Origin of the sequence: Vogesella urethralis, assembly GCF_007644045.2 — a bacterium.
In the GTDB taxonomy this organism is placed as follows: Bacteria; Pseudomonadota; Gammaproteobacteria; order Burkholderiales; family Chromobacteriaceae; genus Vogesella; species Vogesella urethralis.
In genome coordinates, this window is record NZ_VMDW02000047.1 from 1 (window position 1) to 24,282 (window position 24,282).

General features: G+C 61.2%; 20 protein-coding genes and 1 pseudogene. 11 read left to right on the top strand and 10 right to left on the bottom strand.

Annotation, left to right across the window (positions count from 1 at the left end; genetic code table 11):
* Positions 1-192 precede the first annotated feature (192 nt).
* Both FLQ03_RS01840 and FLQ03_RS01845 read right to left on the bottom strand, forming a co-directional pair.
* Positions 193-381, bottom strand: coding sequence for a site-specific integrase (locus FLQ03_RS01840; RefSeq protein WP_240802178.1), 189 nt, complete (start codon positions 379-381; stop codon positions 193-195).
* A gap of 304 nt (positions 382-685) precedes the next feature.
* A pseudogene (locus FLQ03_RS01845) lies at positions 686-1,386 on the bottom strand (IS5 family transposase).
* Positions 1,387-2,593: 1,207 nt separating this feature from the next.
* Here FLQ03_RS01845 and FLQ03_RS01850 point away from each other — a divergent pair.
* On the top strand, positions 2,594-3,658 hold the full coding sequence (locus FLQ03_RS01850; RefSeq protein ID WP_144373033.1) for an extracellular catalytic domain type 2 short-chain-length polyhydroxyalkanoate depolymerase: 1,065 nt from the start codon (positions 2,594-2,596) through the stop codon (positions 3,656-3,658).
* Positions 3,659-3,699: 41 nt separating this feature from the next.
* On the top strand, positions 3,700-4,131 hold the full coding sequence (locus FLQ03_RS01855) for a hypothetical protein (protein WP_144373034.1): 432 nt from the start codon (positions 3,700-3,702) through the stop codon (positions 4,129-4,131).
* Positions 4,132-4,300: 169 nt separating this feature from the next.
* On the opposite strand, the gene FLQ03_RS19060 is transcribed toward FLQ03_RS01855, so the two are convergent.
* The 3 genes from FLQ03_RS19060 to FLQ03_RS01870 all read right to left on the bottom strand — a co-directional run bounded on the left by FLQ03_RS19060 (position 4,301) and on the right by FLQ03_RS01870 (position 6,702).
* Positions 4,301-4,996, bottom strand: a complete 696-nt coding sequence (locus FLQ03_RS19060; protein WP_170252281.1) for a hypothetical protein — start codon at positions 4,994-4,996, stop codon at positions 4,301-4,303.
* Positions 4,997-5,223: 227 nt separating this feature from the next.
* Positions 5,224-5,979 (bottom strand): substrate-binding periplasmic protein, encoded by a 756-nt coding sequence (locus tag FLQ03_RS01865; protein WP_144373035.1) that lies wholly within the window; start codon positions 5,977-5,979, stop codon positions 5,224-5,226.
* Positions 5,980-6,165: 186 nt separating this feature from the next.
* Positions 6,166-6,702 (bottom strand): REP-associated tyrosine transposase, encoded by a 537-nt coding sequence (locus FLQ03_RS01870; protein ID WP_144373036.1) that lies wholly within the window; start codon positions 6,700-6,702, stop codon positions 6,166-6,168.
* A 348-nt stretch (positions 6,703-7,050) separates the two neighbouring features.
* Here FLQ03_RS01870 and FLQ03_RS01875 point away from each other — a divergent pair, with 348 nt between their 5' ends.
* The gene (locus tag FLQ03_RS01875) at positions 7,051-7,680 is read left to right on the top strand and encodes a hypothetical protein (RefSeq protein ID WP_144373037.1); all 630 of its coding nucleotides are present in this window, start codon (positions 7,051-7,053) and stop codon (positions 7,678-7,680) included.
* Between the two features lie 563 nt (positions 7,681-8,243).
* Here FLQ03_RS01875 and FLQ03_RS01880 read toward each other — a convergent pair.
* The 3 genes from FLQ03_RS01880 to FLQ03_RS01890 all read right to left on the bottom strand — a co-directional run bounded on the left by FLQ03_RS01880 (position 8,244) and on the right by FLQ03_RS01890 (position 12,495).
* Positions 8,244-9,266, bottom strand: a complete 1,023-nt coding sequence (locus tag FLQ03_RS01880; protein WP_144373038.1) for a ParA family protein — start codon at positions 9,264-9,266, stop codon at positions 8,244-8,246.
* 1 nt (position 9,267) lies between these two features.
* The gene (locus FLQ03_RS01885) at positions 9,268-9,606 is read right to left on the bottom strand and encodes a hypothetical protein (RefSeq protein WP_144373039.1); all 339 of its coding nucleotides are present in this window, start codon (positions 9,604-9,606) and stop codon (positions 9,268-9,270) included.
* Between the two features lie 72 nt (positions 9,607-9,678).
* Positions 9,679-12,495, bottom strand: a complete 2,817-nt coding sequence (locus FLQ03_RS01890) for a valine--tRNA ligase (RefSeq protein ID WP_144373107.1) — start codon at positions 12,493-12,495, stop codon at positions 9,679-9,681.
* Between the two features lie 198 nt (positions 12,496-12,693).
* Here FLQ03_RS01890 and FLQ03_RS01895 point away from each other — a divergent pair, with 198 nt between their 5' ends.
* Positions 12,694-13,911 (top strand): GGDEF domain-containing response regulator, encoded by a 1,218-nt coding sequence (locus FLQ03_RS01895; protein ID WP_144373040.1) that lies wholly within the window; start codon positions 12,694-12,696, stop codon positions 13,909-13,911.
* 70 nt (positions 13,912-13,981) lie between these two features.
* Here FLQ03_RS01895 and FLQ03_RS01900 read toward each other — a convergent pair whose 3' ends face one another.
* Positions 13,982-14,815 carry an SDR family oxidoreductase gene (locus FLQ03_RS01900; protein WP_144373041.1) on the bottom strand — a complete coding sequence of 278 codons (834 nt, stop codon included), beginning with the start codon at positions 14,813-14,815 and terminating at the stop codon, positions 13,982-13,984.
* Between the two features lie 147 nt (positions 14,816-14,962).
* Between FLQ03_RS01900 and FLQ03_RS01905 the strand changes: the two genes are divergently transcribed.
* The 6 genes from FLQ03_RS01905 to folE2 all read left to right on the top strand — a co-directional run bounded on the left by FLQ03_RS01905 (position 14,963) and on the right by folE2 (position 21,374).
* The gene (locus FLQ03_RS01905; protein WP_144373042.1) at positions 14,963-15,934 is read left to right on the top strand and encodes a TerC family protein; all 972 of its coding nucleotides are present in this window, start codon (positions 14,963-14,965) and stop codon (positions 15,932-15,934) included.
* Between the two features lie 138 nt (positions 15,935-16,072).
* A complete protein-coding gene (locus tag FLQ03_RS01910) occupies positions 16,073-16,306 on the top strand; it encodes an exodeoxyribonuclease VII small subunit (RefSeq protein WP_144373043.1) in 234 nt (77 codons plus the stop codon).
* Positions 16,296-17,192 carry a polyprenyl synthetase family protein gene (locus tag FLQ03_RS01915; protein WP_144373044.1) on the top strand — a complete coding sequence of 299 codons (897 nt, stop codon included), beginning with the start codon at positions 16,296-16,298 and terminating at the stop codon, positions 17,190-17,192. Before FLQ03_RS01910 ends, FLQ03_RS01915 begins: the two co-directional genes overlap by 11 nt.
* A 19-nt stretch (positions 17,193-17,211) precedes the next feature.
* Positions 17,212-19,065: a 1-deoxy-D-xylulose-5-phosphate synthase gene (gene dxs / locus FLQ03_RS01920; RefSeq protein WP_144373045.1), complete on the top strand. Its 1,854-nt coding sequence runs from the start codon at positions 17,212-17,214 to the stop codon at positions 19,063-19,065.
* 89 nt (positions 19,066-19,154) lie between these two features.
* A complete protein-coding gene (locus FLQ03_RS01925) occupies positions 19,155-20,447 on the top strand; it encodes an MgtC/SapB family protein (protein ID WP_144373046.1) in 1,293 nt (430 codons plus the stop codon).
* A gap of 129 nt (positions 20,448-20,576) precedes the next feature.
* Positions 20,577-21,374 (top strand): GTP cyclohydrolase FolE2, encoded by a 798-nt coding sequence (gene folE2, locus FLQ03_RS01930; protein ID WP_206210830.1) that lies wholly within the window; start codon positions 20,577-20,579, stop codon positions 21,372-21,374.
* 2 nt (positions 21,375-21,376) lie between these two features.
* On the opposite strand, the gene FLQ03_RS01935 is transcribed toward folE2, so the two are convergent.
* Positions 21,377-22,168, bottom strand: coding sequence for an alpha/beta fold hydrolase (locus FLQ03_RS01935; protein WP_144373048.1), 792 nt, complete (start codon positions 22,166-22,168; stop codon positions 21,377-21,379).
* Positions 22,169-22,321: 153 nt separating this feature from the next.
* On the opposite strand from FLQ03_RS01935, the gene dsbD reads away from it, so the two are divergent.
* Positions 22,322-24,070 carry a protein-disulfide reductase DsbD gene (gene dsbD, locus FLQ03_RS01940; RefSeq protein WP_144373049.1) on the top strand — a complete coding sequence of 583 codons (1,749 nt, stop codon included), beginning with the start codon at positions 22,322-22,324 and terminating at the stop codon, positions 24,068-24,070.
* The last annotated feature ends 212 nt before the right edge of the window (positions 24,071-24,282 follow it).

Sequence of the window (24,282 nt, forward strand, 5' to 3'; positions counted from 1 at the left end):
GGGCTGTCACCGGTAGAGTACGAGAAGCAGTATTTCCAACGGCTCAAGAGTGTCTAGAGAAGCTGGGGCGATTCACTTCAGAGGTTAGCAGACCTAGGATCGGTCCTTTGCACAAGACAGCTCTGGCCGAAAAGCTCGGTGGCGACACGAGATTGCCGCCACCTGCTGGAAAAGTGTTGCAGTAACGACTACCTAAATTTCGATCTGCTCAGAAATTTCCAGAGCATCATCGACTTCGATCCCGAGATACCGCACCGTGCTTTCTAACTTGGTATGACCAAGCAAGATTTGCACCGCTCGCAGGTTCTTTGTCTTCAGAGGGGGCTTTTGGCCAATCAGCTTGCCTTTGTTCCATGCTTCACGTTTCTGAGTGGTGCCCATGACAGACTCCTTTTTGGTGGAAAGGAATCTGATTATTGGTGGCTACGCAGTACGACGAGGCGGAGACCGCGGATCGGCCTTAGCTACCATAGAGAGACGTGCGCCGTCGTGTCCGTTTGCTGCGGTAAATCGGACTCGCACAGTCAAGCGACTGATTCGCCTGATCGCAGGGCAGAGTTGCCTACGAGAGCCGAGGCAGCCCAGACAATACAGCAAAGCCTTCCGCAAATTGCATGCTATACATCATCTAGGCTTTGTTGCATAAATCAGCCGCAGGTCGAACTACCCCAATCCCCAGACGGATTTATCCCATACGGACCGTTTGCGGCGCGCCCAGGGCTGTGAAGCGATTCAAAATCGCGGCACAGATTTGAAGCCCCGCCACCTGCCGGTCAAAGTCCCGTGACTTGACGTGGTCCGCCAGTAACTTGAAGCAGTGCATCTTCGTTTCGACCAGACTGCGGCGATGGTAACCACTCCACTTTTTCCAGAGCGTGCGCCCCAGATACTTCACTGAGCGTAGCGACTCGTTGCGAGCCTGATTGCCCGGTGCATTCCCTTTCCAGAACTGGCCGTTTCGACGCGGAGGAATGATGGCCGCAGCCCCTCGCTCCGCTATCGCTGCGTGACACAGACGTGTGTCGTATGCGCCATCCGTGGTCACCGTCACCAACTTCTCGGTCGGTGGTATTTGCGACAGCAGCTCCGGCAGCATCGTGGCATCGCCCGTACGATTATCGGTCACTTCCATTGCCCGGATTTCCAGCGTTTGCGCATCTATGCCCAGATGCAGTTTGCGCCATTGGCGGCGGTAGTCAGCGCCGTGAGACAGAACTGGATGGCAGCATAGGAGAAAGTGGGCTGCCGTCCGCGTCTACCGGTGGCCACAGCCTGCCAGTTCATATCCTTGTCGAGCCAGAGAAGAAGCTGCCCTCGCTGCTTGAGGGACTGGTTGTAGGCCTGCCAGTTGATAGTTTGGTACTTGGGAGGGAGGGGCTTGCTCATGCGGTCATTCTACCGGACAGGCGCAAGCCCTGATTTGTGCAACAAAGCCTTGGTTTGCCACAAAATATGGCACAGAGGCACTTTCTATCAAGCAACAGTGAATTCCTTGAAGAAGTGACGCATACCAATGCGTTTTAGCATCCAGCGGGAGCAAGACTGAATCGCGGCGGCATTTATCTGATACCTCCAGGCTGCTTTACCGGCCATAGTGGACGAGATCCACGATACTTGCGTTCGTCCGCTATGGCCGACGATCTACCATGAGAGCTCACCTGCTCGGTTGCAGGTTAAATCGTACGATGTGCCTGCCCAACTACCTAGAATTGCTCGGTAGTTGCCGCTGCCCTTGTCGCTTGGTAGGTCATTAGACTGAGCCTGTCATTGTGACACCGGAAAGTAGAATGCCCTTCGACACCCCGTTACACGAGGAAATTGGTGGTGATATACTTCGCTTCATAGACACAGGGTTTTCCGGAAACGGTCGTGCCCTGTACTTTGAGGAAAAGCCCGCCCCGAGCGGGCTTTGGCCTTTCTGAGGCCCCTCGTGTTGGCCTAGCGCTATGCAGAACTCGTGCATTTGTTGCACAAGTTGGGATAGTACGCCCCCACCCAAAGCAATGTGCAAAGAATGCACACATCTGCCAGCCCCATCCGTCAGAAGCATAACGCCTATCAGTATGTGCACATACTGTGCCTCACCTGACCTAACTTCAAGCGTTTTCCGCTTCAACTACCAACTCATACGCGGCTTTACGCTTACCGTGAAGAAGCGTCTATTGAGACCAGGTGCCATGACATTACTATGTGGGAATACATAATTATTTTCACAACAGAATTGCTGTTCTTAATAGCATTTCAGAGGAAACATGGTCATAACTATGTAAATTTACCCACAATACAGCAAGTGATGATGATGGCCAGTACCCCGTCGCTGAAGGCTTCCAGCCTGGTTTTTCCCATGATGACTCCCCTTGGTGTGTGGTGTGGCCAGTATAGGCAGCCGCGGCAAAGGGGATTAACGAAGCACATAGCCATTTTGCAGTGCAACAATCATGCATATTTCATACAATGGACATACGCACTGCCGACAATGCAAACAAGCCGGCAGTTGGCCGCGCCACATGCCGGCCAGGGCGCAGGCAGACAGCGTAGCAGCAGGCCATGCCACAGCAGCGTTGACGGACCCTCACCAGACAGGAGCCATACCATGCAGCAAGTGTCGTCCCAGATCGTGCCCTTGGCACAATACGCGGTAGCAAAAGGGGAAAGTTCGGTGTCCGGTCTGTCGTCCGGCGCCTTCATGACCGTACAGCTGCACCTGGCGCATTCGGCCAGCTTCGCCGGTGCCGGCGTGGTGGCCGGCGGCCCCTACCGCGGCGTGGAAACCTTTCGCGGCGCCGCCTGGCTGGCAGAAGACGCCTACGAACTGAACGCGCTGCAACTGTGCATGGCACCGCTGACGCCGGAGCTGGCCCCGCCGGCGCGGCTGTCGGTAAAGCTGGCGCAAGAAGCCGAGCGCGACGCGCTGATCGACCCGCTGTCCAACCTGGCGCGGCAGCGCGTGTACGTGTTTACCGGCAGCGCCGACAGCGTAGTGAACAGCGCGGTGGTGGCGCAAACGCGCGACATGTACCGCCTGCTGGGCGTGCCCGACAGCCAGCTGGCCTACGACGACCAGCTGCCGGCCGGCCACTCGCTGATTACCGACAACCCGGAAGACTCGCCGCTTGGCAGCAACCAGCCGCCCTACCTCAACAATGGCGGCTTCATGCAATCGCACCGCATCCTGCAGCACATCTACCCCGGGCTGGCCGCCCCGGTTGCGCAAGCCAGCGGCCAACTGCTGCGTTTTGACCAGCGCGAATTCTTTGGCAACGACCCGCACGCTAGCATGGCCGATTTTGGCTACGTGTACGTCCCGCAAGCCGTGCTGGATGGTGCCCCGGCACGCGTGCATATCGCCCTGCACGGTTGCAAGCAAGGCTACAGCTACGTCAGCTACACGCTGGGTCAGGCCGATACCGCCACCCAGCCGCCGTACGGCAACCGCTACATCACTACCACCGGCTACAACACCATTGCCGACAGCAACAACCTGATCGTGCTGTACCCGCAAGCCGCCGGCAGCGACAGCACGCTGGCGCAAAACCCGGACGGCTGCTGGGACTGGTGGGGTTACACCAGCCGCAGCGCCGACTACCCCGACTATTACTCGCGGCAGGCACTGCAGATCCGCGCCATCCACGCCATGCTGCAGCGCCTGGGCGGCTAAGCCCGTACGCCCGGCCCCACCCACTACCGAGAGGACACACCATGACCCACGCCGACCACGCCCTGCCGCAGGCCGCCGCCCTGCCCGCTCACGCCCCCCGCCACGGCCAGCTGCTGGGCAACCTCGCCAGCCGCCACCAGCACAACCTCGGCGCCAGCCTGGCGCTGCTGCCGGCGCTGCTGCACACCGATACCTGGCTGGGGCTGGCCCAGCTGCAAGCGGCCAGCCTGCAAAAGCTGCTAGCGCAGCAAGACAGCTGGCTGGCGCAATGGCAGGGTTGGCTGCACAGCGCCAGCCAGCTGGGGCAGGCCAATACCGTCTCCAAGCTGATGGAACAGGAAGTGAACCTCACGCTGCGTGCGGTGCAGATCCTGGGCCAGCAAGCCGTTGACCTGGCCAGCCTGCAAGAAAACCTGGAAGTGAACTACGGCTACTGGGCCAGCCTGCAGGCACCACGCACCGAAGCGCGCTGAATGGCCGGCGCGGGCGCTGCCACGCCTAGCGGCGGCAGACCCGCGCCAAGGGTTGGCCGCCCGCTGCCTGCCCATGGACAACACAACGCCAGTTTGCACTTGCAAACTGGCGTTGTGTTGTACGCCGGCTTCGCGCCACGGCGAAGCCTGTCATTACCGCAAGCCCGCGTCAGGGCTCGCGAAACCGCCCCATCAGTTGCGTCAGGCGGCCGCTACGCAGCAGGTGCTGCAACTGCCAGCCCAGGCTGTCCGCCAGCGCCTGCTGCCCCGGCGCCAGCCACAGATAAACCGGCTGCGCCTCCACCCGGCGCCACGCCAGCGTTTGCGCGTAAGGCGCCAGCGCCGCTTCCATTTGCGGCCGGTAATGGAACAACAAGCAGTAGCGCACGCGGCCGGCTTCCACTTTTTTCAGGCAGGACTCATCGCTGGGAGAAGCCTCGCGCCGCAGCATGCCCTCGGTACGCTGCTGCAAGATCAGGATGCCGTGGGTGTAAGCCAGCCGCTCGCTGCCGACATGCGCCAGCTGGCGGGGCAGGCTGTCGCCACGGCGTGCCACCAGGTACAGCCAGGCCGTACTGAGGTAGGGCTGTACCCGAATCGCGTCTGGCACCAGGCTGCCGTACAGCGCGATGCGGCTGATATCCCCCACCACCTGGCCGCCAGCCAGCGCCTCCAGCGCCCGCTTGGGCGGCAGGTACTGCAAACGGTAGCTATCGGGCAATGGCGCAAACGCCTGATCAAGCACCTGCTTCAGGCGCGCCACGTGCGGCTCGTCCAGTGGCAAGGGCGACACCAACACCAGCGGTTCGGCGCTGGCATAGCCAAGCAGCCCGCACAACCAGGCACACAACACACGGCGCATCATCCGACCCTCCCCGCAAGGCTTTTACCCAGCGTAGAAGCCGCCATTGCCCACGGCAAGCTATCGCGTGTTTTTATCGAAAAGTGGCCGCCCCACCCCGCTGCAGCAGCGCTCAGTGCCGCACCCGGCGGGCGTGTCCGTCGCGGCAGGCGGACACGCCAGGCGGACGGGTGTGCCGCCGTCATGGCGGATGGCCGCGCAGCAGGCCGCGCCCTGCCGGCAAACCGTGGCTACCAGCCACGCGGGCAGGCCACCCCTTTCAGCAAGCGGGCATACTCGGCGCTGGCCTTAAGCCGCTGCAGGCCGCGATTGAAATCCGCCAGCAAGGCGGCGCTGCCCGGCAACTTGCGCGGCAGCAGCAGATGGGTAGTGAATTTGTCGGTCAGCAAGCGCGGATGCGCCTGCAGCTTTTCGGCCTCGGCCACCGAAAAGTGCCTGGCCAGCAGATAACACGCCACATTGCGCTCGATCGGCACCAGGTCTACCCGATGCGCCAGCAGTTTGCGCAAGGCCAGCAGGTCATCCGGCGTGGCGTCGCCTCGCAATTTGCCCTCGCGCAGCCCTTGCCACAGCTCGGGCGTGTACGTGTAATTGGCGATGATGGCCAGCCGGTACGGCTGCAGATCAGCCAGCGTTGTCCAGTCGAACGCGGTATCGCGGCGATGCACGAACACCCACTGCTCGGTCAGCACCGTGTCGCTTACCAGAAAGCGGCGGTTACGCGCCTCGCTGAAGCCCCAGTACGCGGTAGCATCCCAGCGGCCATTGGCCGTCTCTTCCAGCGCCCGCGTCCACGGCATGAAGTGGTACGTCACCGTATGCCCGGCCAAGGCAAACGCCTGGCGCACGATCTGCAACGCCACGCCCTGGTCGCCGCGCTCTTGCGTGGCGTAGGGCGGCAGCTCGCCGGTGGCAATACGCAAGGCATGCCCCTGCGCCAACGGCAGTAACAGCAGCAGCAACAGTACACACAGGGTCTTGGGCATGGCGCGATCCGGATGACATCCGGGTGCATCATATCGAAATTTTGCCGCCGCATCACATTACCCTGCCCCGGATACGCCCAGCCTGTTGTGGAGCGGCTGCGGCCAACCTTGCGCGGCATGGGGTAGATAGCGCCTTGTCATTCAGCTGCAAGCTGCAGGCCACACCCTAACCTAACCGGTTCCGGTTCATTCAATCCAGGCGGCACACCGGAGCTCACCCTCGTCGACACCACACCAATCTGGCGGATAGATGCCAGCTGCCACATAACGATGAAAAGACGATAACGGCCAATTCGCCACACACGACACCAGGCCGTGCTTTAGCGGGTTGCGATGGATGTAATCGACGTGACGGGAAAAATCTTGCTCGTCGCGCAGGGCATGCTCCCAATATCGGCGCTGCCACACCCCACGCTCCCCCTTGCTGATACGGCTTGCCGATGGGGGCAGCAGATCACCAACACAACGGGAAAAACCGGCCTTGATACGACGCCAGCGCTGCGGGTACGCCGTATCTCCCTGCGGCAGCGTCCAGATACAGTGCAGATGGTCCGGCATAATCACCACTGCCGGCATCTCGAAGGGAAAATCACGCATCACCACACGAAAAGCAGCACGCAGATGATCCACATGCCGCACCAGCGCATCCGAACGGCGATCCACCAACGCCACCGTGAAGAAATAGCTGCCACCGGGCACATAATAGCGACGGTAATTGGTCATCGATTACCTCCACAACGCAGTCCGCCGGAAGCCGTAGGATGGGTGCAGCGCAGCGGAACCCATCACCACACATGCACCGGCATTCGATGGCATAGCGCCAGCACCCGCACACCCCGCAGTACAAGCCGCAGGAAACGTAGGATGGGTGCAGCGCAGCGAAACCCATCACCACACATTCACCGGCATTCGGTGGTACAGCACCAGCGCCCGCACACCCGGCAGCACAAGCCGCAGGAAACGTAGGATGGGTGCAGCGTAGCGGAACCCATCACCACACATTCACCGGCATGCGGTGGTACAGCACCAGCGTCCGCACACCCCGCAGCACAAGCCGCAGGAAAACGTAGGATGGGTGCAGCGCAGCGGAACCCATCACCACACATTCACCGGCATTCGGTGGTACAGCACCAGCGCCCGCACAAGCCGCAGGAAAACGTAGGATGGGTGCAGCGCAGCGAAACCCATCAACACATATTCACCGGCATTCGCCAGCATTCGATGGGTTACGGCGCCAGCGCCTCCACCCATCCTACGCGGTTTGGCGACGCAAAAGAAAGTACCCCGCCGCCGCGCGGAAAGCGGCAGATCATCACGCCGCGCAACGGCACGCAAAACAAAAAGGTTGGCCGCAATATCGTGACAGCATGCGGCCAACCTTTCATTTTGTCGTGCAATCACATGACAGGTCTTGAATCCGCTGCGCGGATGATGATTACAGCCGGTTCCGCCCGGCAGGCAGGAAGGGGGCGGGTCGCCGCCCCCTTTCATCCCCCCTCGCCCCCGCGGTCCGCGAAACCCCGGCAAAAAGCCCACCGCAAGGCGCTGCCGAACTCGCCCTTCGCTAACGGCTCCGGGCTCAAACAAATCGGCCGCTTGCGCGTGCGAATTTTCGATTCGCCCAGCACAATCCTTGCGGCAGACTTTTTACCGGCGCTCCCCAAGGGGGCATGGGTCGCAGCACAAAGTTGGCCGCAGTAACGTAAATGTTTGCGGCCAACCGCACAGGGTACGGTAAACGTTAGGCTTCACTTACGTGGTGGGCACAACCTCCGGTTTTGCCCACCCTACGTCAAACCACTACCGCACCGGCGCCGCCCTGTCCCGTTGGCGCGAGCCGGGTAAAACGGTTTGCCCCAGGTTTTAAGCAGCCGATTTGTTTGAGCCCCGCGCCGTTAGCAAGGGGCGAGTTCGGCGGCGCCTGGGGCGGGCCGTTTGACACGGGGTTTCGAGCAGCCCCGGGTCGCCTTTTCTTTGGGTACTTTCTTTTGGCGACGCAAAAGAAAGTACCCCGCCGCCGCGCGGAAAGCGGCAGATCATCACGCCGCGTAGCGGCACACCAAACAAAAAGGTTGGCCGCAATACCATAAAGGCATGCGGCCAACCTTGCGGGGCGTGGCAACCGTGGGGATTCGGAGCGTAGCCCGGATAAGGCGCAGCCGCATCCGGGGAATACTTCCAACCACCGCGTACCAGATAATAACCAACCCCGGATGCGCCGTTGGCTTATCCGGGCTACGCACTAGGGGCTAAAATTTCAAAAATTACTTCCGGCCTTTAAACATCACAAATCCAATTAAAAGCAAACCAATAAAAGCCACAAAAAATGCCAAGAACCTAGAAAGCAACTCAAAGTCACTAAAGACCTTCAGGATACCATCTTGCCCATAAAGACCATAAATAAAACCAAAAGCTATTAAAAAGAATCCATACACAATTATTATTCTGTCTCGCAAGCCAAAATACTGCAAACGACTTTCAATAGCAGATGGCGCCAGAGCCCTTCTCTCAAAACGAATCCTACCCGTAAAACCCTCTTTATCGACCAGCCTATTCCAAACCTGCGCCAATGCTTCTTTGTAAAGAGTCCTAGAGATTTCATCCCAAAAATTCTTAGTCCCGAAGCTGCGCATAACATCCATATCAAATGGTATATTACCAAGGTGTGTTATACCCCCAGACAACGACGACCCTTCACTTTTGTTAGTCACCCTGTAAATTGGCGAATCAGAATCCAACCTCAGCTGTTCAATTAAGTTATCTGTAGTTATTTTTGATATATCGTCTGGCTCTTCAACACAAATTGTCACATCGGAATACAAATGACTAGCTGCAATCAATTCATCATAACCAGCTCTACTGTCGAGAAAAATATAATCATAATCACCATCAATCTTATCAATCAACCCTGATAACAACCTACCAGCCTCGGCTTTACTGTCCGGCATTAAATCCTGAAATTTAAGAATTTCATCAACTCGAGCAACGGATGGAAGAACATTAAAATTCCTGTATCGCGAAATGGAAAATTTACTTTTACCTGAGCGATCAACATCACCTTTATCTATAAAATATTCAGAAACCGACATTTCATCAATATCTGTCAGCTGAATGCGCTCTTTCTTATGAAAATATAGCAGTGCTGTCAATCCTCTCACAAAAACATCAAGATCAACAACAACAACAGAGTGATCCTCCGCACCCAGCATATCAGCCATGACTGCAGTCAACAGAGTTTTCCCTGTACCACCCTTACCACTAACTATATTGATAATTTTTGCAGCCACGCTATTTGCCCCTATAAATAACAAAGATAGAAATCAAACCTTGAAAAAAAACCCCAAGAACTAAAACAATAGGAGCAAGCACTTCCAAAGCCGCGTAATTAACCGCACCCCAATCGCCCCAGTATTTATACAAAACAATTGGCAATAAAAAGAATGAAAACCAAATCAGTCCGACAGAAATTTTCCCATAGTTGTTATCAACCATCGACTTTCTTTTAGTTAGCTTGGCAAAAAATTCAAAATAAACATAAATCCACAAATGCCCAGAAAAGAAAGCCATAATCAATACCGCCGGCGCAGTCACAAAGCCAAATATATACTCAATCGCTTTCTTTTCCATTTAAATCTCATTTGTCATTTTCGGAAGTGAATTTAAAGGGCTTTCGCCCTTTAAATTCACTTCCCAGATAGGTTAAACCAACTTGGCGAGCTGCACCTTGATCTTGTCCAGCTTGTCATTCAGCTCGGCCAGCTGCGCCTTGTCGCGCTCTACCAGGTGCGCCGGGGCTTTATCGATGTAGCCCGGTTTCTCCAGTTTGGCGGTCAACTTGGCCAGCTCTGCTTCCACCTTGCCCTGCTCTTTGGTGAGGCGGGCGGTTTCGGCGGCTTTGTCCACTTCCACCTTCAGCATCAGGCGGGCGTCGCCGGACATGGCTACCGGGGCGTCGTCGGCCGGCAGTGCCGCTACGATGCTGCCTTCGGTCAGGCGGGCCAGCAGCTTCAGGTACGGCACGAAGTCGGCCACCGAGGCGTCGGCGGTTTCGATGAACAGCGGCGCTTTTACCGCCGGGCCGATGCCCATTTCGCCGCGCAGGTTGCGCACGGCGTTCACCATGTCCTTGAAGGCATCCATGCGCGCGTTGGCGGCGGCATTGATCTTCTCCGGAACGGCTACAGGCCACTGCGCCAGCATGATGCTGTCGGTGTGCTTGGCGTTGGCCAGCGGGGCCACGGTTTGCCACAGTTCTTCGGTGATGAACGGCATCAGCGGGTGGGTGAGGCGCAACGCCACTTCCAGCACGCGCACGATGGTGCGGCGGGTGGCACGCTGCTGTGCTTCGTTACCGTTTTGCAGCTGTACCTTGGCCAGCTCCACGTACCAGTCGCAGTACTCGTTCCAGATGAATTCGTAGATCACCTGGGCGGCGAGGTCGAAGCGGTAGGTTTCCAGCGCGTTGGTGACGTCGGCTTCGGCTTGCTGCAGGCGGCCGATGATCCACTGGTCAACAAAGCTGAATTCCAGCGGCAGGGTTTCGTCCTGGCCGCAGTCTTTGCCTTCCACGTTCATCATCACGAAGCGGGTGGCGTTCCACAGTTTGTTGCAGAAGTTGCGGTAGCCTTCGGCGCGTTTGAAGTCGAAGTTCACCGAGCGGCCCAGCGTGGCGTAGCTGGCCATGGTGAAGCGCAGCGCGTCGGTGCCGTAGGCCGGAATGCCGTCCGGGAACAGCTTTTCGGTGGCTTTGGCGATGGCAGGGGCTTTTTCCGGGCGGCGCAGGCCGGTGGTACGTTTTTCTACCAACGGGCCCAGGGCGATGCCGTCGATCAGGTCGACCGGGTCGATGACGTTGCCTTCCGACTTCGACATCTTCTTGCCTTCGTGGTCGCGCACCATGCCGTGGATGTAAACGTCACGGAACGGTACTTTGCCGGTGAAGTGCTTGGTCATCATGATCATCCGGGCAACCCAGAAGAAGATGATTTCGTAACCGGTTACCAGCACGTTGCTGGTAACGAAGGCGTTGAGGTCCGGCGTGTCTTGCGGCCAACCCAGGGTGGAGAACGGCACCAGAGCCGAGCTGAACCAGGTGTCCAGTACGTCCTGTTCGCGGCGCAGGGTCTTGCCCGGCGCTTTGGCCTGGGCTTCGGCTTCGGTGCGGCCAACGTAGATGTTGCCGTCTTCGTCGTACCAGGCCGGAATCTGGTGGCCCCACCACAGCTGGCGGCTGATACACCAGTCCTGGATGTTGTTCATCCACTGGTTGTAGGTGTTGACCCAGTTTTCCGGGATGAAGCGCACTTCGCCACTGGCCACGGCGTCGATGGCTTTCTGGGCGATGGACTGGCCGGTGGCGTCGCCGTCACCCACTTTGCTCATCGCCACGAACCATTGGTCGGTCAGCAGCGGCTCGATCACGGTACCGGTACGGTCGCCGCGCGGCACCATCAGTTTGTGCGGTTTGGTTTCCAGCAGCAGGCCCTGGGCTTGCAGGTCGGCCAGCATGGCCTTGCGTGCGTCGGCGGTGCTCAAGCCGGCATAGGCAGCCGGCAGCTCGATGCTGCCCTGGGCGCTGCCGTCAAAGCCGAATACTTGCGCTTTGGTCAGGATGGTGGCGTCCAGGCTCATCACGTTGATCAACTGGGTGCTGTGGCGCTTGCCGACTTCGTAGTCGTTGAAGTCGTGGGCCGGGGTGATCTTGACGAAGCCGGTGCCGAATTCTTTGTCGACGTACTCGTCGGCAATCACCGGAATCTGGCGGCCGGTAAGCGGCAGCTCGACCAGCTTGCCTACCAGGTGGGCAAAGCGTTCGTCGGTGGGGTTCACCGCCACGGCCACGTCGCCAAGCAGCGTTTCCGGACGGGTGGTGGCCACGGTGATGAACTCGTCGCTGCCCACTACCGGGTATTTGATGTGCCACATATGACCGTCTTCTTCCTCGGAAACCACTTCGAGGTCGGAGATGGCGGTGCCCAGCTTGGCGTCCCAGTTGGACAGGCGCTTGCCACGGTAGATCAGGCCTTGCTCGTACAGGCGCACGAACACTTCGGTCACCACGTCGGCGCGCACGTCGTCCATGGTGAAGTATTCACGGGTCCAGTCTACCGAGCAGCCGACACGGCGCATCTGGCTGGTGATGGTACCGCCGGATTTTTCTTTCCATTCCCATACCTTGGCGGTAAAGGCGTCGCGGCCCAGGTCGAAGCGGCTGATGCCCTGCTCGGCCAGCTGGCGCTCTACCACGATCTGGGTGGCGATACCGGCGTGGTCGGTACCCGGAATCCACACCGTGTTGTCGCCCTTCATGCGGTAGTAGCGGGTCAGGCCATCCATGATGGTCTGGTTGAAGGCGTGGCCCATGTGCAGCGTACCGGTCACGTTGGGCGGCGGCAGCTGGATGGCAAAAGACGGCTTGGTGGTGTCCATGTGCGGCTTGAAGTAGCCGGACTGTTCCCATTGATCGTACCAGCGACGTTCGATGTCGCCCGGCTCGTAACTCTTGGCAAGTTCCATGGTCATGGTGTGAATTCGATAGTGAGGCAAAAATGGCTGAAATTATAAACCGATCTGCTGCACTGCGTCCTGCCCGCTGCCAAGAACGTCTTGCAAACCGCACAAACGATGCGACAACGGACATGAAAGCCATGTATATATGGAAGTGATCCCCACTTTTTTGGCACGGTTGGCCGCAACGCGGCCGTGCAGACACGCATGAGCAACAAAATCCTACTGGTAGAAGATAACACCGCGGTGCTGCGCACCATGCAGCGCATCATCGAGAACGACGGCTTCGAGGTGGTGTGTGCCACCACGCTGGCCGAGGTGCAGGCCATCCTGCAGTACGACGCCGATTTCATGGCCTGCGTACTGGATTACTGCCTGCCCGATGCACCGGACGGCGAGGCACTGCCGCTGGTGCTGAAACAGCAGATCCCAACCATCGTACTGACCGCCCGCAGCGACATGGAAACGCGCGAGAAAGTGTTGCTGCAGCCGGTGGTGGACTACGTGCCCAAAGACACGCCAGCCGCCTTCGAATACACCATCAAGATGGTGCGCCGCATTAAGGCCAACCCCGGCATCCGCGTGCTGGTGGTAGACGATTCGGCCACCATCCGCGGCTATCTGCGCCAGCTGTTGCGCCGCCATCGTTACGAAGTGCTGGAGGCAGCCGAGGCCGATACTGCGCTGCGCATGTTGCGCGACGACCCCAGCATCCGCCTGGTGCTGTCCGACCACGACATGCCGGGCAAGAGCGGCGTGGTGATGGTGAGTGAAATCCGCCGCTTCCGCAGCCACGAAGAGCTGGCCATCATCGGCATTTCCGGCAGCCAGGACCCGGCCATGACCGCCCGCTTCATCAAGGCCGGCGCGGACGACTACCTGAACAAGCCGTTCAACCACGAAGAGTTCTTCTGTCGCGTTACCCGCAACATCGAGTTCGTGGAAAACTTGCGTGCGCTATCGCGTGCGGCCAACGAAGACCCGCTGACCGGGCTGCCGAACCGCCGCTATTTCTTTGAAAACGTGCTGAAGCAGACACGGCCGTTTGGCGTGGCGATGGTGGACATCGACCACTTCAAGGCCATCAACGACCAGTTTGGCCACGATATCGGCGACCTGGCGCTGAAACTGCTGGCCGACCTGCTGCGGGCGCACTTCCCCGGCCGCCACATTGCGCGCTTTGGCGGCGAGGAGTTCGTGATCCTGCTGCAGGCGGAACGCGAGCAAGACATGCAGCCGGCGCTGGAAGCCTTCCGCGAGCAGGTATCGCAGATGGTCTACCCCACCGCCATGGGCGACTTGCGCTTTACGTTAAGCGTGGGCGTGGCCGCCGGCCAGAACGACATCAGCGCGCTGCTGAAGCTGGCCGACGACCGCTTGTACAAGGCCAAGCAACAGGGCCGCAACCGGGTGTGCATGGACTGAACACCCACGGTCGTCTTGTAGAAAACAAAAGCCCGCAGATTGCGGGCTTTTTGCTGGGCTGCGGCCAAGCTCAGGCAGCCTTGTTCAGCACCCAATCCAGCCAGCGCGTAGGCAGCAGGCGCTTCAGGTACCAGAACACCTTGGTCGGCGTGGTCACCCGGTAGCGTGCCGCCGGCCGTGGCGAGGCCAGCGCCTTTTCCACTACCGCCAGCACGGCAGTGCCCGGCAGCGTGAACGGCGCGGCGTGGCCTTCTTTCTTCAGCCGTGCCAGCTGCTTCTGGTAGCTGTCGCGGTGGGCGCTGGCGTCGATGTCCACATTGGCCAGAAACTTTTGCAGCGCATTGGGGCGGAAACGGCTTTCGATCGGGCCCGGCTCGATCAGGCTGACATGGATACCGGTGCCAGCCAGCTCCAGCCGCAGCGTGTCGCACAGGCCTTCCATCGCATACTTGCTGGCGTTGTAGGCGCCACGGTATTTCATGGCGGCAAAACCCAGTACCGAGCTGTTGAACAGGATGCGGCCACTGCCCTGGCGCCGCATGACCGGCAGCACGGCGTTGGTGAGTTCCCAGGCGCCGAACAGGTTGGTTTCAAACTGGGCGCGCATGGCCGGGCGCGAAATGTCTTCTGCCGCACCGGGCTGGCCGTAGCCTGCGTTGTTGAACAGCGCTTCCAGTCGGCCACCGCTACGGCGCAGTACCTCGTCCAGCGCCTGGCGAATACTGGCGCTGTCGTCTACATCCAGTAGCAGGGCATCGGCAAAACCGTCGGCCTGCAGGCGGGCAACGTCTTCGGCACGGCGGGCGCTGGCAAACACACGCCAGCCTTGCTGCTGCAGGCCGCGTGCCACGTCCAGGCCGATACCGCTGGAGCAGCCGGTGATGAGGATGTTTTTTTGCGCCATCAGTGAACCTGTGAAGAAAGGGGTGAGTCAAATTCGCGCATATGTAACAATATGTACATCGCAGCCGGACAGTACGCATGATTAACAAAACCGGCAAATAATAACAAATCCGCAACCACTGCCTTCACTCAAGGAGTATTCAAGACAATGGAACAGGCCCTCCCCTCGATCGGATCGCCTTTCTTCTACACGGTGTTCTTCGTGGCCGTGCTGATCATGATCGTCATCGATATGGTGGCGCTCAAGCAGAGCGGTTCGCACAAAGTCTCCATCAAGGAGGCCGCCACCTGGTCGGCCATCTGGGTTGCCGTGGCGTGTGCCTTCGGCGGCTGGCTGTGGTGGTACCTGGCCACCGACCCGGCCTATGGCGAAGCCGTTGCCAACCAGAAAACCCTGGAGTTCTTTACCGGCTACGTGATTGAAAAATCGCTGGCGGTAGACAACATCTTCGTGTTCCTGATGATTTTTGCCTTCTTCAAGGTGCCGGCGGAATACCAACGGCGCGTGCTGCTGTACGGCGTATTCGGCGCCATCATCCTGCGTACCATCATGGTGTTCCTGGGCGCGGCGCTGGTGAAGGAATTCAGCTGGATCCTGTACGTGTTCGGCGCCTTCCTGCTGTTTACCGGCCTGAAGATGATGCTGCCGGAAAAGGACGAAGAGCAGGACCTGGCCAACAACGGCCTGCTGAAGTTCCTGCGCAAGCACCTGCGCATGACCGACGAGTACCACGGTGAAGCCTTCTTCGTGGTGAAAAACGGCCTGCGCTACGCTACCCCGATGTTTGTGGTACTGGTGTTCGTCGAGCTGTCGGACGTGGTGTTTGCCGTAGATAGCATTCCGGCCATCTTCGCCGTCACCATGGACCCGTTCATCGTGCTGACGTCCAACATCTTTGCCATCCTGGGCCTGCGAGCGATGTTCTTCCTGCTGGCCGACGTGGCCGACCGCTTCCACCTGCTGCGCTACGGCCTGGCCATCGTGCTGTCGTTCATCGGCATGAAGCTGCTGCTGCTCAAGGTGTACCACATCCCGGTAGCGATCTCGCTGGGCGTGGTGTTCAGCGTGATTACCGCCTCGGTCATCGCTTCGCTGATGTTCCCCAAGAAAGCCGGCTAAGCCCGAGCCCCCGCCCCGGCGGGGGTTTTGCTTTGGGCCGGCCGTATCGCGTGCATGTCATGCAGGTTGCCGCTTTGTTGCGAAGCGGAAAACCCCTACAATGGCGGCCAACCTTATCGATGCAGAAGGACAAGCGCCGTGGCCAAAACCGCCAAAGCCCAGGCCAGCTTCGAAAGCGCGCTGGCGCAGCTGGAAGACATCATCCAGGCAATGGAAGGCGGCGACCTGCCGCTGGATACCGCCCTGACCTCGTACAAGCAGGGCATCGAACTGATCAAGTTCTGCCAGGGCAAACTGGCAGACGCCGAACAACAGCTGCGCGTGCTGGAAAACGACGAACTCAAGCCGCTGGACCTCACCGATGGCCAATAACCCCTTTACCGGCTGGATGACCCACACCCAGCAAACCGTGGAAAGCACGCTGGAAGCGCTGCTGCCTTCCGCCGAGCGCGCACCGCAGGTGCTGCACGACGCCATGCGCTACAGCACGCTGCAAGGCGGCAAGCGTGTGCGCCCGCTGCTGGCGTTTGCCGCCGGCGAGCTCACCGGCGCCGACGCGGCCAACGTGGCACGCGTGGCCTGTGCCGTGGAGATGATCCACGCCTACTCGCTGGTACACGACGACATGCCGTGCATGGACGACGACGTACTGCGCCGCGGCAAGCCCACCTGCCACGTGCAGTACGACGAAGCCACCGCCCTGCTGGTGGGCGACGCGCTGCAAACGCTGGCCTTCGACGTGGTAGCCACCCCGCTGCCGGGCGTAGACGCCAGCCGCCAACTGGCGATGGTGAAACTGCTGGCCCATGCCAGCGGTCACGCCGGCATGGCCGGCGGCCAGGCCATCGACCTGGCCAGCGTCGGCAAGGCGCTGGAGCAACCGCAGCTGGAATTCATGCACATGCTGAAAACCGGCGCACTGATCCGCGCCGCCGTGCTGTTGGGTGCCTACTGCGGCCAGGCAATGAGCAGCGCAGAACAAGACGGCCTGGACCACTTTGCCAAGCGCATGGGGCTGGCTTTCCAGGTGGTGGACGACGTGCTGGACTGCGAAGCCGATACCGCCACGCTGGGCAAGACCGCCGGCAAGGATGCGGCCAACGACAAGCCTACCTATGTAAGCCTGATGGGCCTGGGCGAGGCCAAACAGTTTGCCCGCGACCTGTACGACGACGCGCTGGCGGCGCTGGCGCCGTTTGGCGACCGTGCCGAACGCCTGAAACAGCTGGCCGACTACATCGTGGCCCGCTCGTTCTGACCATAACAAAAGCAAGATCATGACTACATTGCTCGACACCATACAGAGTCCCGCCGACCTGCGGAAACTGGACCGCAGCAAGCTGCCGCAGCTGGCAGACGAGCTGCGCGCGTTTCTGGTTGATTCGGTCAGCAAGACCGGGGGCCACTTTGCCTCCAACCTGGGCAGCATCGAGCTGACCATCGCCCTGCACTACGTGTTCAACACGCCGGACGACCGCCTGGTGTGGGACGTGGGGCACCAGACCTACCCGCACAAGATCCTGACCGGTCGCCGCGAACAGATGCACACCATGCGCCAGAAAGGCGGCCTGGCCGGCTTCCCCAAGCGCGACGAGTCCGAGTACGACACCTTCGGCGTCGGCCACTCGTCCACCTCTATCGGTGCCGCGCTGGGCATGGCGGTGGCCGCCAAGCTGCAGAACCTGCCGCGCAAGAGCATCGCCATCATCGGCGACGGCTCGATGACCGCCGGCCAGGCGTTCGAGGCGCTGAACAACGCCGGCGCGATGGACACCGACCTCTTGGTGATCCTGAACGATAACGACATGTCGATCTCGCCCAACGTGGGTGCGCTCAACAACTACCTGGCCAAGCTGATGAGCGGCCGCTTCTACGCCGCCGTCAAGGAACGCAGCAACAAGGTGCTGGGCATGGCCCCCCCGCTGCGCGACATCGCCAGCAAGATGGAAGAGCACGTGAAGGGCTTCTTTACCCCCGGCACGCTGTTCGAAGAGTTCGGTTTCAACTATATCGGCCCGATCGACGGTCACGACCTCGACGTGCTGGTGGATACGCTGAAGAACATCAAGAGCCTGAAAGGCCCGCAGTTCCTGCACATCGTCACCAAGAAAGGCCAGGGCTACAAGCTGGCCGAGAACGACCCGGTGAAGTACCACGGCGTCACCAAGTTCGACCCGGCCTGTGGCCTGGCCGGCAGCAAGACGGGCGGCAAACCGCAGTACACCCAGGTGTTCGGCGACTGGATCTGCGACATGGCCAAACTGGACCCGCGCCTGGTGGGCATTACCCCGGCCATGCGCGAGGGCTCCGGCCTGGTACGCTTTGAAAAAGAACACCCGGACCGCTACTTCGACGTGGCCATCGCCGAACAGCACGCGGTGACCTTTGCCGCCGGCATGGCCTGTGACGGGCTGAAGCCGGTGGTGGCGATCTACTCCACCTTCCTGCAACGCGGCTACGACCAGCTTATCCACGACGTGGCGCTGCAGAACCTGCCGGTGGTATTTGCCATCGACCGCGCCGGCCTGGTGGGCGCCGACGGCCCTACCCACGCCGGCTCGTTCGACCTGTCCTACCTGCGCTGCATCCCCAACATGACGGTAATGGCACCGTCGGACGAAAACGAATGCCGCCAGATGCTGTACACCGCGTTCAGCCTGGACACCCCCACCGCCGTGCGCTACCCGCGCGGCACCGGGCCGGGCGCCAGCATCGAACAGGCGATGGCCGCACTGCCGCTGGGCAAGGGCGTGCTGCGCCGCCAGGGTAACGGCAAGGTGGCGATTCTGGCCTTCGGCAGCATGGTGCAGCCGGCGCTGGCCGCGGCCGACGCGCTGGACGCTACCGTCGCCGACATGCGTTTTGTCAAACCGCTGGACGAGGCGCTGATCCGCGAGCTGGCCGCCAGCCATAGCCTGCTGGTGACCGTAGAAGAAAACGCCATTCTGGGCGGTGCCGGCAGCGGCTGTGCCGAAGTGCTGGCGGCAGCCGGCCTCTGCGTGCCGATGTTGCATCTGGGCCTGCCGGATGACTATGTTGAACATGGGGACCCGGCCGGGCTGCTGAGCGATTGCGGCCTGGACGCCGCCGGCATCCGGCACAGCATCGAAACGCGGTTGGCCGCAGGCTAGCCTGCCGCTGCCCGACAGGCCTGCCGCCCTGCGCCGCAGGCCTTTTTCTTTGCCGCGGGCCGCAACACTACCGTCAACAGGAAACAATCATGACAAGCCTGGACGTCAACCAGTGGCTACAACTGGACAACACCCCGTACGCCGCGCTGCCGATGCTGCTGTCCAGCCTCGGCATCGGCTTGCTGATCGGCGTGGAGCGCGAACGCAAGCGCCGCGTGCTGGCCGGTATTCGCACCTTTCCGCTGGTAAGCCTGCTGGGCACCATGCTGGCGATGCTTGCGGCGCAAACCACGCTGCCGTGGCTGATGCCGGCCGGGCTGCTGGCGGTGGCCATGCTGGGCTTTCTTCCGCTGGGCAACGGCGGCGGCGAAAGCCCGGGCCCGGAGCCGCGCACCACCTCGGTGATCGCGCTGCTGATTGCCTACACGCTGGGGCTGATGGTGGGGCTGGGCAATACCGAACTGGCCATCGCGCTGGGCATCATCACTACCGGCCTGCTGTACCTGAAGCCGGAGCTGTCCAACTTTTCCAACCAGCTGGAGCGGCAGGATCTGCTATCGCTGCTGCAGTTTGCCGCACTGACCTTCATCATCCTGCCCATCCTGCCCAACCAGGGCTTCGGCCCGTACCAGGCCTTCAACCCGCACCGCATCTGGCTGTTGGTGGTGCTGATCGTCGGCGTTGGCCTGGCGGGTTACCTGGCGGTGAAAATTCTGGGCGAGCGCGTGGGCGCGCCGGTGCTGGGCATTCTGGGCGGCCTGGTATCCACCACCGCCACCAGCCTGGTGTACGCGCGCGAGGCGGCGGCCAACCCTGGTTCGCTGCGGCTGTGTACCAAGGTGATCTTGCTGGCCAATATGGTGCTGTTTGTGCGCCTCAGCCTGCTGGCACTGGCCATCGCGCCATCTGGCGCCCGTAGCGTGGCCGGCATGATGCTGCCGGCGCTGCTGGCGGGCCTGGCCACCATTTTCTTGCTGGGCAAACGCAGTGCCACCCCGGAAAACACGCCCGAGCTGACGCTGAAAAACCCGGCCAAACTCAGCATTGCGCTGGGGTTTGCCGCCATGTTTGCCGTGGTGATGCTGTGCTCGGCCTGGCTGCGCGACCTGTTTGGCGAAAGCGGCTTGTACGTGGTGGCCATCGTATCCGGCCTCAATGACGTGGACGCCATCAGCCTGACCGCGCTGGAGCTGTTCGGCCAGCAGCAGTTGGCGCTGACCCCGCTGCTGGTGAGCATGGCGCTGGCCGTGTTCACCAATACGCTGTTCAAGTTTGGCCTGATCGCCAGCATCGGCGGCCGCGACCTGGCCCGCGCCTGCGCGCCGGCACTGGGTATGTCGATGCTAGGCCTGCTGCTGGGGCTATGGTTGGCCGCAAGCTAGCCGCCGCAGTCACTCACCACCCTATCCAGCCCGCCCTGCACTGCACGGCGGGCTTTTCTTATCCGTTTGCCGTAACTATCCATCGATGGCAATATGTTATACAGTAACATTTTTAATCGAATGCCGATCATGACCGCGCTTGCCATTCCCGACGTACAAAACCACCCCGACCTGCGCCGCATCCCCATCCGCGAAGTGGGCATCAAGGGCCTGCGCCACCCGTTGGCCATCCGCCAGCCGGACGGCCAGCTGCAGCACACCATTGCCGACTGCCAGCTCACAGTGGCGCTACCCGCGACGCAGAAAGGCACCCACATGTCGCGCTTTGTGGCGCTGATGCACGAGCAGCAGGCCGCGCTGGACGCCGAGGGCTTCGAGGCGCTGGTGCGCGCCACGGCAGCGCGGCTGGAAAGCGACAGTGCCCGCATCCGGCTAAGCTTCCCCTACTTCCGCCACAAGACGGCGCCGGCATCGGGTGTGGTTAGCTTGCTGGACTATCAGGTATGCCTGGACGGCAGCCTGCAACACGGCCACTACCGTTACCGGCTGCAGGTGACGGTACCGGTGACCAGCCTGTGCCCGTGCTCCAAGCAGATTTCGCGCTACGGGGCACACAACCAGCGCTCGCACATCATCATCGAAGCTGAAGCCAACAATAGCCTGAACGCCGACACGCTGATTGAATTAGCCGAGGCGCAGGCGTCGTGCCAGCTGTACGGCCTGCTAAAGCGCAGCGACGAAAAAGTGGTGACCGAGCAGGCGTACGACAACCCCAAATTCGTGGAAGACCTGGTACGCGACGTGGCTGTCGCACTGCAAGGCGTGGCCGGTATCCGCCACTTTGTGGTGTCGTCGGAAAACTTCGAGTCCATCCACAACCACTCGGCCTACGCCCGCATCGACAGCCGCGACCTGCAGGCCAGCTGAGCTCAGCCCGCCTGCAATAGATTGAGCACGAACGCGGCGCTGGCCTGCGGCTGCTCCATCGGGAACAAATGGCTGCCGGGGTGCCAGTGAATGCGGGCGCCGAAGTGCTTTTGCATGAAGGCCAGATCACTGGGGCCGGTAACATCGCTGCCTGCGCCGGCCACGTAGTGCATCGGCACCTGCAGTTGGCCGCGCAGCTGCCAGTAATGGTGCGGCAGCGTGCCATAGATATCGTGCTCCACCTGCGGGCGGAATAGCAGGCGGCGGCCACCCTGGCCGTTGTCTTCGGTACCCAGCTCGGCGTAGTCGTGCAGCACTTCGGGCGCCCAGCGCGCAAACGCGGCCTTGCGCGCAAAGTAGTCGTACACCGACGCCACGCTGGCCCAGTTATCGCGCCGCTTCAGGGTGCCGGTACCGCCGGGGGTCACGTTCTGGATAAAGCCCAGCCGCTTGGCCAGCCAGATGCCGAAGGCGCGCTGTGGCGACAACAGCGGCGAATCCAGCAACACCACGCTGCGAAAGCGCTCGGGGGCACGGATGGCCGCCAGGAACAGCAATATGCCGCCCAGCGAATGCCCCACCGCGTGCACCGGGCCGTGATAGCGCGCCTGCATGAAGGCCAGCATTTCGTCCACCAGCTGCGGCCAACCATCGCTTACCGGATAGCGCGGGTCGTGGCCGCTGCACGGCAGATAACCCACCTCGTAACCGGCCTGCTGCCACACCGCGTGCAACTGGCGGTACATCGGCGCCGGAAAACTGTTGGCGTGGGCAAAGTGAATGGTCTTATCCATATTGTTCTCCTCTGACGCGACATTAGCATAAGCAAACACTCGTTTAAACGCCTGCTGCCACCACGGTACGGTGGCTGTGATAAGCTGCGTCGCGCCGGAACGCCCTGCTGCCGGCGTGGTCTACCCCTGTTCATTTGTCTGCCCGAAACCATCATGCCCGCATTGTCGCGTCTGTTTCACTGGCTGTTCCCCTTGCTGCTGCTGTTGGCCGCCCTGCCGGCCAGCGCGCTGGACCCGAACGACCTGCTCCCTCCCGAAAAAGCGTTTGCCGCCCGCTTGGAACAACAGGGCCAGCAACTGCTGGTGCACGTGGATATCGCCCCCGGCTACTACCTGTACCGCGACCGCACCCGCATCGGCAGCGAGCCGGCCGGCGTGGTGGGCAGCCCGCAGCTGCCCGCCGGCGAAGCCAAGCAAGACCCGTACTTCGGCTTGCAGCAGGTGTACCACCAGCGTGTGACCTTCACCGTACCGATCACCCGCGCGCCGCTACCGGACAACTTCACGCTGCTAGCCACCATCCAGGGCTGTGCCGACGCCGGCCTGTGCTACCCGCCGTACACCCACAAGCTGAAGCCGGGCGACGGCCGCCTGGCCGACTGGCTGGCCCCGGCTGCCAGCGCTGACGACGCCGCCCCGACGCTGAGCCGGCAGCAATGGCTGGGCACGCTGCTCACCTTCCTGCTGGCCGGCATCGGCATGGCGTTTACCGCCTGCATGTACCCGCTGCTGCCGATTGTTTCCAGCATGGTGGCCGGCCAGGGCCAGCGCCTCAACAAGACGCGCGGCTTTGTGCTGACCTTTGCCTACGTGCAAGGCCTGGCGCTCACCTACACCGCCGTCGGCGTGATTGCCGGCAAAACCGGTAGCCTGCTCACGGTCTGGTTGCAGCAGCCAGCGGTGATTCTGGCCGCCAGCGCGCTGATGGTGGTGTTTGCGCTGGGCATGTTCGACCTGATTACCATCCAGCTGCCGTCGGCGCTGCAAAGCCGGCTGGCCAACCACAGCAACAAGCTGGGCGGCGGCCGCCTGGCCAGCGTGTTTGCCATGGGCGCGCTGTCGGCGCTGCTGGTCGGCCCCTGCGTGGCACCGCCGCTGGCGCTGGCGCTGGGCTACATCGGCCAGACCGGCGACGCGCTGCTGGGCGGGGCCGCGCTGTACAGCATGGCGATGGGCCTGGGCCTGCCGCTGCTGCTGGTGGGCACTTTTGGCGGCCACATCCTGCCGCGCGCCGGCGCCTGGATGCAGCAAGTGAAATACACCTTCGGCGTGGTAATGCTGGGCGTGGCCATCTGGATGGCAGGCCCCTTCCTGCCGGTCTGGCTGACCATGCTGCTGTGGGCGTCGCTGGCGCTGGGCAGCGCCTGGTGGCTGCTGCTGAGCCGGCAGCGGCCAACAGCACGCGGCGCCGGACGCTGGCTATTGAGCGCCATTGCCACCATGCTGACGCTGGCCGGCCTGCTGCAAATCGTCGGTGCCGCCACCGGCGCGCCGTCGCCGCGCTTGCCGCTGGCCGCTATCTGGCAAGGCCAATTGGCCGCCAAGCCGGCGTTCCAGCGCATTGCCAATAGCGCCGAGCTGGACGCCGCGCTGGCACAGGCCAAAGCTGCCGGCCAGCCGGTGTTGCTGGATTTTTACGCCGACTGGTGTGTGAGCTGCATCGAGATGGAAGAAACCACCTTCCGCCACCCCGACATCGCCGCCCGCATGGGCAAGCTGCGGCTGCTGCAGGCCGACGTAACGGCCAATAACGCCGAACATCAGGCGTTGCTGAAACGCTTCGGCCTGTACGGCCCGCCGGGCATCATGCTGTACAACGCACAGGGCGAGCTGGTGCACAAGGTGATTGGCTACCAGGACGCCGGCGACTTTGCCGCTTCGCTGGACAAGGTTGGCCGCTGACAGCATGGGTGGCCAAAGACGCAAGGGCCGGTGCACGCACCGGCCCTTGCCAGGCTGCACACAACTTACCCGCCAAAGCGTTACCGGCCCCGGCAAAGCCGGGCCGCACTCCATCGGCTGTTGAATTGGCAGCCTTACCGTTCACAACACAAAGCCCGTGTGCATGGCAAACAGGCTTTGTCTGCCATATCGCAAGGGCCGGTGCACGCACC